15 protein-coding genes are annotated in these 14,905 nt (G+C 69.5%); 8 read left to right on the top strand and 7 right to left on the bottom strand.

Annotated features, from left to right (window positions below):
- Positions 1–15: 15 nt before the first annotated feature.
- Positions 16–459, bottom strand: coding sequence for a MarR family transcriptional regulator (locus ACIBVQ_RS35130; protein ID WP_362912929.1), 444 nt, complete (start codon positions 457–459; stop codon positions 16–18).
- 89 nt (positions 460–548) lie between these two features.
- Here ACIBVQ_RS35130 and ACIBVQ_RS35125 point away from each other — a divergent pair, with 89 nt between their 5' ends.
- Together ACIBVQ_RS35125 and ACIBVQ_RS35120 are read left to right on the top strand one after the other, a co-directional pair.
- The gene (locus tag ACIBVQ_RS35125) at positions 549–1,580 is read left to right on the top strand and encodes an NADP-dependent oxidoreductase (protein WP_399182895.1); all 1,032 of its coding nucleotides are present in this window, start codon (positions 549–551) and stop codon (positions 1,578–1,580) included.
- Positions 1,577–2,431 carry an NAD-dependent epimerase/dehydratase family protein gene (locus ACIBVQ_RS35120; protein ID WP_399182893.1) on the top strand — a complete coding sequence of 285 codons (855 nt, stop codon included), beginning with the start codon at positions 1,577–1,579 and terminating at the stop codon, positions 2,429–2,431. Before ACIBVQ_RS35125 ends, ACIBVQ_RS35120 begins: the two co-directional genes overlap by 4 nt.
- Positions 2,432–2,548: 117 nt before the next feature.
- On the opposite strand, the gene ACIBVQ_RS35115 is transcribed toward ACIBVQ_RS35120, so the two are convergent.
- Entirely contained in the window at positions 2,549–3,505 is a 957-nt protein-coding gene (locus ACIBVQ_RS35115; RefSeq protein WP_399182891.1) for an oxidoreductase, read from the bottom strand.
- 51 nt (positions 3,506–3,556) lie between these two features.
- On the opposite strand from ACIBVQ_RS35115, the gene ACIBVQ_RS35110 reads away from it, so the two are divergent.
- The 4 genes from ACIBVQ_RS35110 (at position 3,557) to ACIBVQ_RS35095 (ending at position 5,925) form a co-directional block, all read left to right on the top strand.
- Complete coding sequence (locus ACIBVQ_RS35110; protein ID WP_399182889.1) at positions 3,557–4,186, top strand: TetR/AcrR family transcriptional regulator; 630 nt, start codon at positions 3,557–3,559, stop codon at positions 4,184–4,186.
- A 728-nt stretch (positions 4,187–4,914) separates the two neighbouring features.
- Positions 4,915–5,244: a PadR family transcriptional regulator gene (locus ACIBVQ_RS35105; RefSeq protein WP_352012203.1), complete on the top strand. Its 330-nt coding sequence runs from the start codon at positions 4,915–4,917 to the stop codon at positions 5,242–5,244.
- Entirely contained in the window at positions 5,241–5,597 is a 357-nt protein-coding gene (locus ACIBVQ_RS35100; protein ID WP_399182886.1) for a DUF1048 domain-containing protein, read from the top strand. The genes ACIBVQ_RS35105 and ACIBVQ_RS35100 overlap by 4 nt, the downstream gene beginning before the upstream one ends.
- Position 5,598: 1 nt before the next feature.
- Entirely contained in the window at positions 5,599–5,925 is a 327-nt protein-coding gene (locus ACIBVQ_RS35095) for a DUF1048 domain-containing protein (protein ID WP_399182884.1), read from the top strand.
- Between the two features lie 398 nt (positions 5,926–6,323).
- Here the strand turns inward: ACIBVQ_RS35095 and ACIBVQ_RS35090 are convergent, their stop codons facing one another.
- A complete protein-coding gene (locus tag ACIBVQ_RS35090) occupies positions 6,324–6,986 on the bottom strand; it encodes a hypothetical protein (RefSeq protein WP_399182990.1) in 663 nt (220 codons plus the stop codon).
- A 93-nt stretch (positions 6,987–7,079) separates the two neighbouring features.
- Positions 7,080–8,297 (bottom strand): MFS transporter, encoded by a 1,218-nt coding sequence (locus ACIBVQ_RS35085; RefSeq protein ID WP_352012207.1) that lies wholly within the window; start codon positions 8,295–8,297, stop codon positions 7,080–7,082.
- A gap of 99 nt (positions 8,298–8,396) precedes the next feature.
- Between ACIBVQ_RS35085 and ACIBVQ_RS35080 the strand changes: the two genes are divergently transcribed.
- The gene (locus ACIBVQ_RS35080) at positions 8,397–9,482 is read left to right on the top strand and encodes a DUF5937 family protein (RefSeq protein WP_399182882.1); all 1,086 of its coding nucleotides are present in this window, start codon (positions 8,397–8,399) and stop codon (positions 9,480–9,482) included.
- Between the two features lie 97 nt (positions 9,483–9,579).
- Here ACIBVQ_RS35080 and ACIBVQ_RS35075 read toward each other — a convergent pair whose 3' ends face one another.
- The 3 genes from ACIBVQ_RS35075 to ACIBVQ_RS35065 all read right to left on the bottom strand — a co-directional run bounded on the left by ACIBVQ_RS35075 (position 9,580) and on the right by ACIBVQ_RS35065 (position 13,025).
- Positions 9,580–10,437, bottom strand: coding sequence for a phosphotransferase (locus tag ACIBVQ_RS35075; RefSeq protein ID WP_399182880.1), 858 nt, complete (start codon positions 10,435–10,437; stop codon positions 9,580–9,582).
- Between the two features lie 1,168 nt (positions 10,438–11,605).
- Positions 11,606–12,106, bottom strand: coding sequence for a hypothetical protein (locus ACIBVQ_RS35070; RefSeq protein WP_399182878.1), 501 nt, complete (start codon positions 12,104–12,106; stop codon positions 11,606–11,608).
- A 58-nt stretch (positions 12,107–12,164) separates the two neighbouring features.
- Positions 12,165–13,025 carry a hypothetical protein gene (locus tag ACIBVQ_RS35065; protein ID WP_399182876.1) on the bottom strand — a complete coding sequence of 287 codons (861 nt, stop codon included), beginning with the start codon at positions 13,023–13,025 and terminating at the stop codon, positions 12,165–12,167.
- A gap of 504 nt (positions 13,026–13,529) precedes the next feature.
- On the opposite strand from ACIBVQ_RS35065, the gene ACIBVQ_RS35060 reads away from it, so the two are divergent.
- Complete coding sequence (locus ACIBVQ_RS35060) at positions 13,530–14,882, top strand: serine hydrolase domain-containing protein (protein ID WP_399182874.1); 1,353 nt, start codon at positions 13,530–13,532, stop codon at positions 14,880–14,882.
- The last annotated feature ends 23 nt before the right edge of the window (positions 14,883–14,905 follow it).

Genomic DNA, 14,905 nt, shown 5'->3' with positions numbered 1-14,905 from the left:
CCACGCCCCGAAGGGTCAGCTGTTCGGCTCCCGTGTTCCGTTGAGGGCCTTGCGGAGCAGGGTGGCCAGTTGGTCTTGTTCGCGGGCGCTGAGGTTGGCGGTGGCGGACCGGGCGAATTCGAAGGACTCCTCGAAGGCGGCGTAGAGGGCGGCTCCATCGGGGGTCCGGACGATCTGCCGGGAGCGGCCGTCGCCGGGGTGAGGTCGACGGTGGACGAGATCGCGAGCCTCAAGCCTGCTGATGATCTGGGTGATATTGGACGCGTCGCAGTTGAGTTCGTCGGCCAGTTCCCGCATCCCGATCTGCCGGGTGAGCCGCCCGAGCACACAGGCCTGCGCCACGCTCAGCCCGTGCTCCAGGGCGGCGGTTTCGTATGCGCGGTCGTAGGCATCGACGAAGTCGAACATCGCCCGTTCGGCATCGGTCGACGCGGCGACGGGCCCCGAAGGTGCAGCCATGGAGCCGATTCTACCAAGAACTTGATGGACTCAAGTATATGTGCCAAGGTAGATACTTGATTAGCTCAAGTATCTACGGGGGCATTCTGATGATGGTCACCAGCAAGGGACGGGCCCGGGAGTGGCACCTGGCGCGACGGCCGCAAGGGCAGGTGTCGGCCGACGACTTCGCGCTGGTCGAAACCGAGATTCCCGAATTACGGCCCGGTCAGGTCCTGGTTCGTAACACGCACCTGTCGGTGGACCCGTACATGCGTGGCCGGATGGACGACCGCCCGTCCTACATCCCGCCATTCCCGCTGAGGGCGCCACTGGAGGGAGGAGCGATCGGCGTGGTCGTCGAGTCCCGTGCGGACGGTGTCAAGCCGGGCCAGGTGGTTGAGCACTTCCTGGGCCTGCGCGAGGCCACCGTGATCGATGCGGCCGGGGTCGTACCCATCGACACCGACGATCTGCCCGCCGAAACCTATCTCGGCGTGCTCGGCGCGACGGGCCTGACCGCATGGCTGGGCATCACCCAAGTGGCGTCGGTGCGACCCGGCGACACGGTGTTCGTCACGGGAGCGGCCGGGGCAGTCGGGAGCATCGCCGGTCAGATCGCCCGGCTGCGGGGAGCCAAGCAGGTGATCGGCAGCGCGGGATCGTCCGCCAAGGTGCGCCATCTGGTCGATGACCTCGGTTTCGACACCGCCTTCGACTACAACGACGGTGCGGTTGGTGAGCACCTTGCACAGGCCGCCCCGGACGGCATCGACGTGGTCTTCGACAACGTTGGCGGCGCCCAGTTGGAGGCCGCGATCGACCATCTCCGGGTCGGTGCCCGGCTGGCCCTGTGCGGGATGGCCAGCCAGTACGACGGCCGGGAGCCATACGGCCTGCGGAACCTCTACCAGTTGGTCACCAAGCGGGTGACCGCGCGCGGCTTCCTGGTCACCGACCATCAGGACCAGATGCCCGCCTTCCGCGCCGAGGTGGGTTCCTGGGTACGCTCGGGCGAGATCGTCCACCGGCAGACGGTGGTGGACGGCATCGAACGGATGCCCGAAGCCCTGCTGGGCCTGCTGCGCAGTGGGGCGCCCACGATCGGTAAGGCCGTCGTCCGGCTCCAGGAGCAGGCATGATCCGCACGGTGCTGGTGACTGGAGCCCGAGGCAAGACAGGACGCGAGGTGGCCGCCCGGCTGCGCCGTTTCGGGATCCTCGTCCACGCTGGGTCGTCGCAGCCCGCCAGGACGTCAGACACCAGAACCGATCCGGTCCGTTTCGACTGGCACGACCGGGCGACCTGGCGCGAGGCGGCCGCGGCCGTGGACGCGATCTACCTGATGCGCCCCGACTATCCCACCGCCCCCGAACTCGTCGCCGATCTGGTCGAGGTGAACCCGGACGCGCATGTCGTCCTGCTGTCCGAGCAGGGAGCCGAAACCCTCTCGCCGGACCACTGGGCGCGCCGGGTCGAGGACGCGGTCGTCACTCGGGCTGCTTCCTGGACCCTGCTCCGTCCGTCCTGGTTCCACCAGGTCCTGACCGACTCTCGGTTCTACCGCGACGCCATCCGGGACGACCGTGTCCTGAGCCTGCCCTCGGGCGGTGCCCCGATCGCGTGGGTGGACGCACGCGACATCGCCGACGTCGCTGTGGCCGCGCTCCGCGCGCCGGAGGATCACCACGGCCGAGCGCACACGATCACCGGTCCGGATCCGGTTCCCGTCGCGAACGTCGCGCGGGAGCTCTCCGCGCGTCTCGGCCACCGGATCCGCGCCGAGGACCCGTCCCCGCGGGAAACCCTCGACGGCCTCGACCCCTGGATGGCGGGCATCCTCGACGACCTCTACCACCGCGTCCGACACGGCGGTTTCAGCCAGCTCTCCCCAGCCGTGAAGCAGATCACCGGGCACGAGCCCATATCAATAGGCGAGTTCATCAACGCCCACCTCGACCAATGGAGGAGAAGCCCGACGTCGGCCCCGTAGCCGCGTACCGGCCGGGCCGGTGATCCGTCAGGGTGCCGGGCCTGCGCGAGCTCGAACAAGCCCAAGGGCCCGGCGCGGATCTATGGGCATGGTTCCTCAGCTCGTGGGCGATGAACGCTAGTGCAGGCCAGCCGCCGTACGCGCCGGTAAGGCGTAGGTGACTCCGGTCAGGCGTTCGGACAGTTGCCACAGGTGTGTGGCCGTATCGGTGTCGCGGATGGCGCGTTCGCGGGTGCGGCGTACGGGCTCGCCGCGCAGTTGCAGTGGCCCGTCGGGAACGATGTAGCTGCCGCCGGACAGGTCCGGTACCGTCGCCGCGTACAGCGAGGTCTTCGCCCCTTCCGGCGTCGGGCGGAAGGCCGCGCGCACCACCAGGCGCGTGAGGGTCGCGTACAGTCGTCCTCTGTCGCTGTTGGCGCCGCCGGTGAGCACGTTGGTGCGGGTGAGCCCGGGGGCGACGGCCATGCTGCGCAGCCGCAGCCCGGCGGCGTCGGCCCGGCGCTGCAGCTCCATGGCGAAGTAGAGGTTGGCCCGCTTGGACTGCACGTAGGCGAACGCCGTGCGATATCTGCGCTCGGCGTTGAGGTTGCGCAGGTCGAAGCGGGCGAAGCGCTGGCCTTCGCTGCTGACGGTTATCACCCGCGGGTCGGGCGCGGCGAGCAGGCGCGGCAGCAGTAGGCCGGTCAGGGCGAAGGTGCCCAGATGGTTGACGCCGAACTGCGACTCGAACCCGTCGGCGGTCCGGGCATACGGCACCATCGCCACCCCGGCGTTATTCACCAGCAGATCGAGCCGTCCACGGTCCCACCCGGAGGCGAACTCACGGATGGAGGCCAGGCTGCCCAGGTCCACCCGGCGCAGTTCCAGGCGGGCGCCAGGCACCTCGCCTTGCATGCGGGTCAGCGCGAGCCGGCCCCGTTCGGGGTCGCGGCAGGCCAGGACGACCTGCGCGCCGTGGCGGGCCAGTTCGCGGGCGGTGATGTAGCCGATACCGCTGTTGGCTCCGGTCAACACCACGACACGACCGGTCTGGTCGGGGATGTCGTTGAAGGTCCAGGCGGGAGGGCTGTGCATGATGTGCCACCTCAGAGGAATGGGGCCAACACATCGCAACTTGGAGTTGCAATGCGGTCTGGTCAACCCCCTGCCCGGCCGGTCGGCCGCGGCGCCAAAGTACGCGTCGCCGTCCACGCCGCCACCCTCGCCGAGCTCGTCGACAAGGGCTACGCCGCGTTGACCGTCGAGAACGTCGCCCAGCGCGCCGGGGTCCACAAGACGACGGTGTACCGCCGGTGGAAAGATCGCGAGAGCCTGCTCATCGACGCTCTGGCCGAACACATGGCGACGGACATCCCCGTGCCCGACACCGGCGCGATCGAGACTGACCTGCGGGCGCTGGCGCGCTCGATCGTCCAGGCGTTCACCAGCCCGGCCGGGCAGGCCATCCTGGCCGCCATGTTCACGGGGGCGGCCCACCTTCCGGAGATCACCGCAGCCCGCCGGCAGGTGTTCGACGACCGGCTGGCCAGGGCTGAGCCGGTGCTGAGACGTGCCATCGAGCGCGGCCAGCTTCCCGGGGACACCGATCCCGCCGAGGTGCTGAAGACCCTGGCCGCGCCGATCTACCTGCGCCTGCTCATCACCGCCGAACCCGTCGACGAGACGATCGCCGACCAGGCGGTGCGCGTCACGCTCGCCGCCGTGCGCGCGGGCGCCCTACGGCCGGGGCGCGACGATGAGCCGGTCGGCGAGTGAGGACGCCGGTCTGGTGCGGTTGCGGCCACCGCCCGTCTCCCTCGGCGCCGGCAGACCTTCGGCAGCGCCCTTCGGCAAGGCCTTGATGAACCTGCCTCAGCTCGTAGCCGAGCTCGGCCTGATCGCCGTCGCAGACCATCAGCGACCGGCCCTTGTTGAGCTTGTCGTACACCGTGGCCGCAAACGAGGCAGGAGCGGGGTGATGGGCGTTCGCGGTGATCACGGTGGAGGTACCCGTCGGCAACGGCACCGGCCACCTCTCCTCGGACTTCAACAAGGCCAAGCCCAACGGCAGGTACGGCCCGCGGTTGGGCGCTCCATCGTCGGTGAGCGTCCAGCGACAGGGCTCCAACGCCTTCCAGGCCACCGCCACTGACGGCGTTTCGCCCCCAGCGCCGGGCCGGCTGTGCCGAAGGTGGCCGAGAAGGGTCGCCGGGGTCCTGGCGTCCGTCGCCGTACCCACTGATCAACTGAGTGGCGACTGGCCGGAACTGTGGGAGTCCGGGCCATCGCGGAGCACTGACGGGCAAAGAAACCCCAGGTCGCTACCGCCAATTCCCACACCCAGCCTCCGCGGGGGCCTACCCGTTTCCCCGGCACCCAGTGTTGGACGGCCGCCCACCCGCCCTTGCGCGCTCGCGTTCTCAGCTGCTCGGTGTTGCTGAATAGCGGTACTCGGTGCTACTTTGTACCGGTAGTCAGTAGCACCGAGTAGCCGAAGGGGGTCCATGGACAAGCAGATGACGGAGATGCTCAAAGGCACACTTGAGGGCTGCGTGCTAGAGATCATCGGTGGCGAGGAGGCCTACGGGTACGCCATCACGCGCCGGCTGAACGAACTCGGCTTCGCCGACGTCGTCGAGGGGACGGTGTACACCATCCTGCTGCGGTTGGAGCGGAACGAGCTCGTCCAGGTGACGAAACGGCCCTCCGAGGTCGGTCCGCCGCGCAAGTTCTACACGCTCAACGACGCCGGACGCGAGGAACTCGCAAAGTTCTGGGCGAGATGGCAATACGTCTCATCACGTATCAACAGCCTCAAGGAGGGCCGGAGATGAACTTCTGGGAGACCGTCACAGGCAGCGATCTCACCCGGGAATGGAAGACGTTCGAAGCCCGGGCCAAGGCCCTGCCGGACGACCACCGGGCGGCGTGGGAGCAGATCAAAGGGCAGCTGTTCCCCTACGGAAGCTTCACCGGCCGCAACCTGACACCGATCTTCGACGCCGCGCTGGGGCTGCTGGAGGAGACGGCGGCGGACGGGCAGAGTGCCCAGGAGGTGCTCGGCGACGACATCGCAGGCTTCTGCGCGGCGCTGACCGGCGGGGAAGAGGCTCGCACCTATCGCGACCGGTGGCGCGAGCAGTTGAACGGGAACGTCGCAAGAAAACTGAGCCGGCTGGGAGGCTGACGTGGGAATCCAAGACATCATCGAGGGCAAGAAGCAGTGGCGGGCGCACACGGCACGCGTCAAGGCGCTCCCGCCCGACTACCAGATCGTCTACAAGGAGATGCAGAAGTACCTGTTCAAAGTCGGGCCGGTCGATCTGCCCGACGGGCCCCTGCTCCCCGGGATCGTCGACTTCTTCGAGGAAGGCGCCGCCGCGGGCAAGGGGGTCCTGGAGCTCATCGGCAGTGACGTCGCCGCGTTCTGCGACGACCTGATCAAGGGCTCTCCCACCTACGCGGAGATCTACCAGGAATCCATCATCGGGGAGGCCGGCGCGACCGAGAAGTAGTCCGCTCGCCCAGTGTCGGCGGAGTTCTCCGGCCGATGAACCGCCCCCTGACCACCGCACCGGCAGTCCTTTTGTCACTGCGCGTGCCAAGCCGCGCCAGTCCTCCCGCCGAAGTCATCACGGACGTTCACGCCGATCGCCGGCAGCCGCCCGCTCGCGCCTCCCATGAATGGCCGACCCACCACTAAGCAGCCGGAACGCCAAGATCCTAACGATCAGCGATCAAGCCCCCGGCCCGTTTCTGCCGTATTTCGGGGGCACCCCAGGCTGGGCACCAGAGAGAAGGGTCCCGGCCTTGCCGGGACAGCCCGTGCGCCGCCCGTACGGTGACGGTCCCCGATCTGACTCCCGCGCCCCGGTATCGCCCGCGGGGCAGGAGAGCGCCGACCTGACCAACGTCATTCGGTGACAGGACGGCGTTTCCTCCCCTCCGGGCTGAAGATGAAAGTGTCTCTGAACCGTCCTCTCCCGTGGCGGACGGCGAGGAGGACGGGCTCACTGTGGAGCGGCGGCCAGGTCGACGGGGCGTCCGGGTCGGTCCCGTTCCAGAGATGGAAGAAGATCATCGGTTCGTTCACCTGCTCGGTCAGGTAGCCCAGAGTCTTCCCGTAGAAGGGGTTGCTGCCGCCGAAGAGCACCGAAGGCGGGCCGAAGGTCTCCACTACCTCGCTGAACAGGCGGTCTTGTCCAACCCAGGTGCGTGATTCCTGACGTACGGACTCATGTTCCTCGGCCGTGAGTACCCGGTCCGCTCGCAGCCATCCGTGAACGTGGGCGAACTCCGCGTAGGCCGAGGCCGGGCCGTGTTCTTCACTGTTCGGTAGCAGGGTCCTGAACGCTCCCGTCACACCGATCGAGGTGAAGGCACCTAGAGACTCCATCGCCCGGCGCTCCTGCTCCCAGGCATCGTCTTGGTTCTCGGCGTAGACGAGGTGGTCGAGCAGTGGCAGCAGAGCCGTCTCCCCGCCGAACATCCCGGGACGGCGAAGCGCCGAATTGAGCCGGTCAGTCAGGTAGTCGCGAATCTCGGCGGCGGAACGTGGCCCGGAGGGAGCGATCATCACGCCATCTTCACCTAAGCGACACGGCAGGGAAGCTCTCTTGACGCGCTTCCGAGGCGGTCGCCGAGCTCACGAGCCTGCTCGTGCCCGGCGTCAGCGATCGCTGAGCCGCGTTCCTTGATCCTTCTCGGTGGCGACGGCGGAGGCGGAAAGGAGCGTCGCGGCGGCGAGGCCGCCCCAGAGGGCGGCCGAGCCTCGGGTGGCGAGAGCGGTGATGACCGCCGGAGAGACCGCGAGGCCGAAGCCCGTGGAGAGCTGGAAACGGGCGAGGGCTCGTCCCAGGAGATGGGCCGGAGCGAGGGCGGTGACGAGCGCGGTGGCGCTACCGGCGTAGATGATCTCGCCGATGGTGCAGACCACGGACACCGTGGCGACCGCCGGGGCGCCCCAGCCGCTTCCCAGTGAGGTGGCCGCGAGAAAGCCGAGGTAGGACGCGGCGAGTACCACACCGGCGAGAGCCAGTACGGTCCGGCGGGAGAAGCGGGACATCAGGACGGTGACCGGAACCTGCAGGCTGACCACCAGCACCGTGTTCGCCACGAAGATGGCCGCCGACCACACCGGGGACGCGTGCAGCTGCGTCACCAGGATCAGGGGGAGTGCGATTTCGGGGACGTTGAGGCAGAAGACGTAGATCACGTTGGCGGCCAGCAGCGCGCGCATCCGAGGCGCGGGCTCACCGGCCCCGTCCACGGCCGGAGGGGTGGCCGGATACGTGCGCAGGTGAACCGACCATGCCAGGGCGGCCGCGGCGAGATAGGCGAGCCCGGTGACGGCTGCCAGCGCCTGCAGTGCGGCGGTGCCGCCCGCCAGGCATGCGGTGGCGAGGAGGGCGCCCACGCCCAGGCCGGCGTTACGCAGGGCGCGGCCTCCCGCGAGAGCGGCGTCACGTTCGCGGCCGTGGGCGACCGTGGCCACGAGGGCCGCGTGGGCGGCCGGCCATGCCTGGTTGCCGATGCCGAGGAAGAGCGCCGCCGTCGCGAACAGCCAGACGTGCCCCGCCGGGGCGGCCAGCAGTAACACCACGCCCAGCACCCGCACCAGCATCGACGCCGCCACGACCGTGCTGCGGGCGCCCCGGTCAAGCCACCGGCCGACCACGGGCATGCACACCAGGCCCACGACGACACCGGCCGTCATGGCGATTCCGGTGACCGGCGCGGACAGCCTCAGCACCGTCACCCCGTAGAGCAGCAGAAAGGGCCGTAGCAAGCCGGTGCCGAGCGCGTCCACGACCAGGGCGACGGCATAGCGGGGGCCTCCGGAGGCACGGACGAGGGCGCGCGGCTGAAACTCGGTGGTGGTTGCCATGGCGTCAACGATGTGCTCGGCCGCCGGGCGGGCTACGTCGGTTGACGAACACCGTCAACCGGCGCGGTCGTCAGCCGTCCGACCAGCGATGATGAGAAGATGACGTTGAGGATCGACATCGGCGGCCTGCCGTCCGGGCGGCTGCGGTTCGCTGTCTCCCCGCTGGCCGAGCTGACCGCGATGCTGCACGTGCTGGCCGAACCCGGGCACCACCCGCAACTCGCCGGCTGGGCCGGGGACGTCTGGGCCGGGCTGCGGCCGGAGCTGGCCGAGCGGCTCAGGGAGGCGGAGTTCCTCTGGCGATCCTCACGAGCCGACTTTCTGGTTCCCGCCTGTCCCCGGCCCACCCTCGCCGAGGAACTGGACGATGTGGACCAGATCGACGATGAAACCTATGTCACCGCCGCGCTCATCACCACGTGCGGCAGCAACCGGGTCCACTTCTCCGCACCGTCGCCGCTCGCCGACGCGACGGCGCGCGAGCGGGCCCTCAACCTGGCCCAGGCCCGCGGCGCGACCCAGGAGGCCTTCGCGGAACGGCTGCTCGCGGACCCGGCCGCCGTGCGGGCGCGGGTGCGCCACACCCTCGAACAGTGCGCCGAAGCCTTCTTCGACGCCGCCTGGACGAGCGTCGCCGTACAGCTCGCCACCGACCTGCGCCTGAAGAACGACCTGCTGAAGCGCCAGGGCATCGGGGCGGCGCTCGCATCGGTCTCCGGCGCCGTGACCCTGACACCGGACGGCGACTGCATCATCGTGGACAAGCTGCAGGACAACGCGACCGCCGCCCACGGCACCGGGGTCACCTTCCTCCCCAGCGTCTTCGGCCGCCCGCACCTGGTGGTGGTCCACGCGCCCGGGTGGCAGCCGGTGGTGCAGTACCCCGTGGCCGAGGCGAGTCCGTCGGAGCCGGTGTCGCTGGAAACGGTGACGCTCCGGCTGGAGGCACTCGCGCATCCGGTACGGCTGCGGCTGCTGCGCACTCTCGCCCGTGGTCCGCACACCACCGGTGAGCTGGCCCACGCCTGGGAACTCTCACCCCCGGAGGTTTCCCGCCACCTCGCTGTTCTGCGCCGTGCGGGTCTGCTCACGGCCCGGCGACACGGTCGTTACGTCCGTTACACCGTCAACCTGCCCGATCTGACGGCGCTGGGCGCCGATCTGCTGACGGCCGTACTGCGCTGAGCCGACGCCTCGTAGGCCGTGGAGCGGCCGATCTTGAGGATGCGGGCGGCCTGACCGAGACGCCGTCGTCGACCGGACGGCGCAGGCAGGGCGCCGCTCAGTGACCGCCACCGGCGGCGTGCTCCCGGCGGTCGAGGTCGGCCTGCATCTGGGCGAGCCACTCCCGGCCCCTTCTGCGCCCGTCGGGGAGCTGGTCGTCGCGGTCCCAACGCCAGGAGACCGCGAGGGCGAGGCTGAGGATCCGGCAGTCGGCGAGCAGCCCGGAGTCGGCGCCTGGGTAGTGCGCGGCGACGTCCTCCGGGGCATGCGCGAGGTCGAACTCGACGGGTCCGCGGCAGGCGGTCTCCAGGTCGATGAAGAGCAGCCCGTCCGCGGTGGCGAGCAGGTTGCCGGGGTGCGGCTCGCCGTGCAGGAGCTGTTGCCGCGTGCCGCGGTCCAGGATCGCGTGGCTGATTCCGTGGAGGGTGCCGGTCAGCAGGGCGCGTTCCGCGGCGCCGAGGTCCGGGCTGGCGGCAGGGTCCTCGACCACCCGGAGCGCGTCGGCGACGCGGTCGGTGAAGTGTGGTGCGGCGAAGTCGACACGGCGCAGGCCGGCGTGCAGCCGGGCCAGGGCGTCGGCGTAGGCGGCGGGCGGGTGCTTCTCGGGTGCGGCGGTGGGCTCGTGGTAGGTCCAGAGGGTGACGGCGAAGCCGTCGCGGACATGGACGCGGGGCTCGGCCCTCGGATCGAGCCCCGCCACCGGGCTGCCGGTCCCGGCGAGGCGCCGGGCGATTTCGACCTCGGAGTCGAGGCGGTGCGCGAGGGGCGCGACCCGGGCGAGCACACCGCTGGGCCGCAGCAGGACGACGATCCGGTTCGAGTTGTGCAGCACAGCGGCGTCGTCGGCGCCCAGACCGTACTCGGCGGCCGTGTCGACGGCCGCGGCCACCGCCCGCGGGATCTCGGTGTCCTTCACGTGTTCGGTGCCTCTCCCTGCTGGAGTCGATGTATGCGGCGCAGGCCCTTGGCCCGGCCGGACGTCTGATGCGTCGTGACCAGGTCAGCGTGGCCGGACATAGCGGATCCCGGGGCCGTGGTCGTCCCGTGCCGTCAGGGACCGGTCAAGGAGAGCGCTCGCGTCCGGATAGCCCCGAAGCAGCGCCGTACCGCAGCCGTCGCCGTTGAGTCGGCAGTCGGCTACGGCGAGAGTGGATGTGGGCGCGTTGGCCTGCTCGGGAGGGCGCGCAGCAGCGGGAAGGGGTCGAAGCGGCGGGCGTCGCGGGTTCGTCCGGTGGGTGGCCAGCGTTGCACCGGCACCCGCGTGCGGTCGACTGCTCCTGGAGAAGTGCGAGGGCCCGCCGGTCACGTCTGTATGCAACACCACCCGGCCGGTTCCGCGCATTCGGTTTATCGCCGGTGTCGGCGGAGGGCCTGGGTGCCAATCCCCTGGGAACGTAGTGAGCCTCCCCTCATCCCACGGCGTGCGTTCCGGAGAACACGGGGAGTGGACGCCATGCGCGCCGGGAGTTCCCGGAAGCCGCCGCTGATGACCGTTCCCTGAGTCGAAGAAGGGCCAGCCGACCGGAGTGTTCCCGCACGTCACCGGTACGTGAATCCATCTACTTCGCGACTCGGCACACCTTCATGACTACCGGGTCATGACGAAGGGCGTTGAGGATCGATGTGCGACGAACGACCTTGACGTCGGCCTGCCGGAAGCCGAGGTTGTCCTGGCGTGGACGTGGCGGCCGAGGGGCGCTTGAGTTCCGAGCGCGAGGCTCTCGTCACGGTGATGTCGCATGTGTCCGATGGCCGTGGGTTGTCCTGCCCGGGAAGCTCCCCGGTGGGGTCACTCATGGCTGTGCGCGCCAGGCTCGCGCCTTTGACAGGGCACGAGCCTGGCTTTGCTCAAGGTCCTGGCCGGGAGTCCAGCTCGGCGCTCACCCGTCGGCGCCGGGATGGAAGTCGTCCTTCATCGGGGGACCCTGCCGCTGTGGGGCCGGTGGCCGTCACCCATCGGGCGAGGGCCGCGACGACGCAGGCGCGGCGAACGCCGGCGTGGACGGATTCGGAAACGGCTCGCGTGAGCGTCACCGGATTGTTCAGCGTGGGAGCCGCCATCCGATGGCGGCGTCGCTCGCCCGTTACAGGCCGATCCAGCTGTTGGCCGAGCAGGCGCTGCGGGTGACCCACCGATGCGAGGAGATCTGACGAGCCATGGGGCCCTTGGTGTTGCCGTTGGAGTCGACGAACCTGAACTTGCTCAGGTCGGACTCCCAGTCGCCCACACCCAGGCATCGGTACCCGGCGGCGTAGTCGTAGTTCTCGTAGTCGTACAGGGCGACGACCTCGTACTTCCCAGGTATGCCGGTGTTGAGGACGGACATGGCGTTGTTGCCGGCACTGTCGCGGAACCCACCCGAGTTGTCGGCCCAGTTGGGGTCGTCACCCGAGTCGTAGCCGATTTCGCCCCCGTAGCAGAAGGTGTCCGCGTAGGCGTTGATATCGCCGTCCTGCCCGTAGATTTTCTTCATCGTGAGGCAGTGCGACTCCATGGCGGTACCGGCCGCCGAGGAGGGGGAGGACACGGGAACTACGGCGACCGCCAGACCCACGGCTGCAGCCGCGAGACGGATCTTGCGCATGGTTCTCTCCTTCGTGAGCCCTGGTTGAAGGGCGATCCGCGACCTTGCGCCGCGGAGGTCAGGGGGTGGAGTGGTTGATCTCTTTCGCACGCTCAAGTGCCTCGCGCAGCAGCCGGGCATGGGTTCGGAGACCGGCCGCGTTTGGGCCCTCCACCTTGGGCCGGTACTCGGCTTGCAGCGCACGCAAGGTCGAGGTGAGCGAGGTGGCGCGTGCGCAGGTGGCCTCAGCCACCGCCAGCTTCACCTCGACGGCATGAGCCTGGGCGGGAGCCAGCCCTTTGGTCAGGCCGGGAAGAGCCGCCCGGATCTCCATTGGCGTGGTGTAGGTGTGGCCTTTCCCGCGCATGCATCGCGACCATGAGGACAGGGCCGTGGTGAAGCGCGCGTCCTTGGTGATCGCCCGCATGTACAGCGGCGCGATGTTGGAGGCGAGCGCGTCCAGGGGAAACCATCGCTCACGGTCGCCGTAGAGCTTTTCGTTGCTCGACAGCTGACACCCACCGAGGGCGTTGTTGATCGTCCCTCCGTCGGGCAGGTGCGCGGTGAGCACTTTGACGTCGTCGCCGCCGCCCATGGCGAGGGTGTACCGGGCTCGACGGGCCGCGGGCAGGCTGTCGCGGTAGGCGAGGTTGGGGTCGTCTCGCTTTTCCCGCATGACCTCCTGCTGATCGAGCCCCCCGTACCCGTGCTCACGCGCCCAGCCCGGATCGTCCAGGACGAGGCCGAACCCCCGTGACGGCTCCCACATCTTCGGCACCCAGTACCAGAAGCCCTGCTCACGCATGCAGTCGCGGATGAGCAGGAGTTCCGCGCGTTTCAGGACCACGTAGTCGGTCTGGGTGAGCGGAGCGGGCGGCGCGCTGGGGCCGGTGGCGCAACCGGCGAGCGACCCCAGGATCAGAGCGTGGCCTGCGATCACCGCTACGGCCCGTCCACGCCCCGTGAAGAGCATTCTCCTGCCCCGTTCTGCTCGGAATCCATGTCGATGCGGTACCTGCCGTCGCTCCTCTGGTGAGAAGCCCTGCCCTGTGACCGCTGGAGACGGTCCCGGGTGGCGGCAGGCAGGGCTCAGTCTGGGCGGCTGGTGAATTGTCTGAAATCCCGATTCGCCACCGAAACAAAACATGGTCACCTCGACAAGGCTGGCATCATGCCTGTTTTGTCGCATTCGGGAGGATGTAAAAGCCGTCCGGGACTCCATGGTTCCGGTCGGCCCGATGAGCCGGCCCGGACCGCGTGAGGCGATCACCGAACCGGCGGCGGTCGCCGGACTGACCGTCACCGGCATCGAGAGGACGGCGGGCGATCCCGGTCTCCGCGGGACCTCGCTCACACGCGAAAGGCACCGTGGACAGAGCGGGGCGCTCCCGTTCCCCTCGCCGCCCGGCGCCGCGGAGAAGGGCTTGCGAGTACGGTCCTCGATATGACGCTTCTTCCGGATCTTCAGGGATGGATCGACCGGGCCGCCGAGCGGCATGGAGTACCGGGAGCCGCGGTGGCCGTCGGGATGGGGGATCAGCTGGCCGAGGCGGCCACCGGAGTGGTCAATCTGGACACCGGGGTTGAGGCCACCGTCGACAGCCTGTTCCAGATCGGGTCGGTCACCAAGACCTGGACAGTCGCCCTGGTGATGCAACTCGCCGGGGAAGGGCTGGTCGACCTCGATGAGCCGGTCCGAAGGTACCTTCCCGAGTTCGGAGTGCTGGACGCCGCCGCCTCGGAGAGCATCACCGTGCGGCAACTGCTGTCGCACACCGGTGGGTTCGACGGGGACCTGTTCGAGGACACCGGACGCGGGGAGGACGCGGTTGCCAAGTTCGTCGCGTTCATGCGTGGCAACGCCCGGCAGGTCAGCGGGCCGGGGGAGCTGTTCTCGTACTGCAACGCCGGTTACTGCGCCCTCGGCGCCCTCGTCGCCAAGCTGCGCGGGCGCACGTGGGAGGCCGCTATGCGGGAGCTGCTGATCGATCCTCTCGGAGCGCGGCACATGGCGCTCTACGCCGAGGAGGCGATCATGTTCCGGGCCGCGGTCGGGCACGTCGGCGAGCCGCTGCGGGTGTCACCCCGGCGGCAGCTGCCGCAGTCGAACGCGCCGGCCGGGTCCACGCCGAGCGCCGCGCCGCGCGATCTCGTGCGGTTCGGGCGGATGCTGCTGGCCGACGGCGTGGCGGCCGACGGGACACGGGTGCTGCCCTCGGGAACCTTCGCCGAGATGCGCAGGCCACAGGTCACACTGCCGCGGCTGGGGGAGCGATACCCGGCCGCCTGGGGCCTCGGGCTGATGCTCTTCGACTGGGACGGCGAGGCCGTGGTCGGCCACGACGGCAGCACCCCGGGGCAGTCAGCGATCTGGCGCATCGTGCCCGGCCGAGGCCTGGTGCTCGCCGTCCATGCGAACGGCGGCCACACCTCGGCCTTCATCGACGAGGTGCTGGCGGAGATCCTCTCGGCCACCGCCGGGATCCGCCTGCCGTCGCGGGTGCTGCCGCCGGACACCCCGGTGCCGTTCCTGCCGGAGGTCTGCACCGGCAGGTACTCCGCGCCGTCGGTCACCTACGAGGTGAGGGCCGATGCCGACGGGCTGGAGATCACCGACATCCCGCACGGCCTCGCGGCGCAGTTCGGGGAGAGCGGCACGACCGCCCGCTACGTCCACGCCGGCGACAACCGCTTCGTCGGCGTCGAGCCGGACGGAGGGCTGCACCCGTTGATCTCCTTCCTCCAGGGCGGGCGCTTCCTCTACAACCTGCGCGCCGTGCCACGGGTCACGAGCTAGAGCTCGGATCGTCCCTGCGGCGC

The organism is Streptosporangium sp. NPDC049376, assembly GCF_044466505.1.
Lineage (GTDB): Bacteria > Actinomycetota > Actinomycetes > Streptosporangiales > Streptosporangiaceae > Streptosporangium.
Note: the sequence above shows the minus strand (reverse complement) of the source record. Positions and strands in the feature narration are given on the sequence as shown.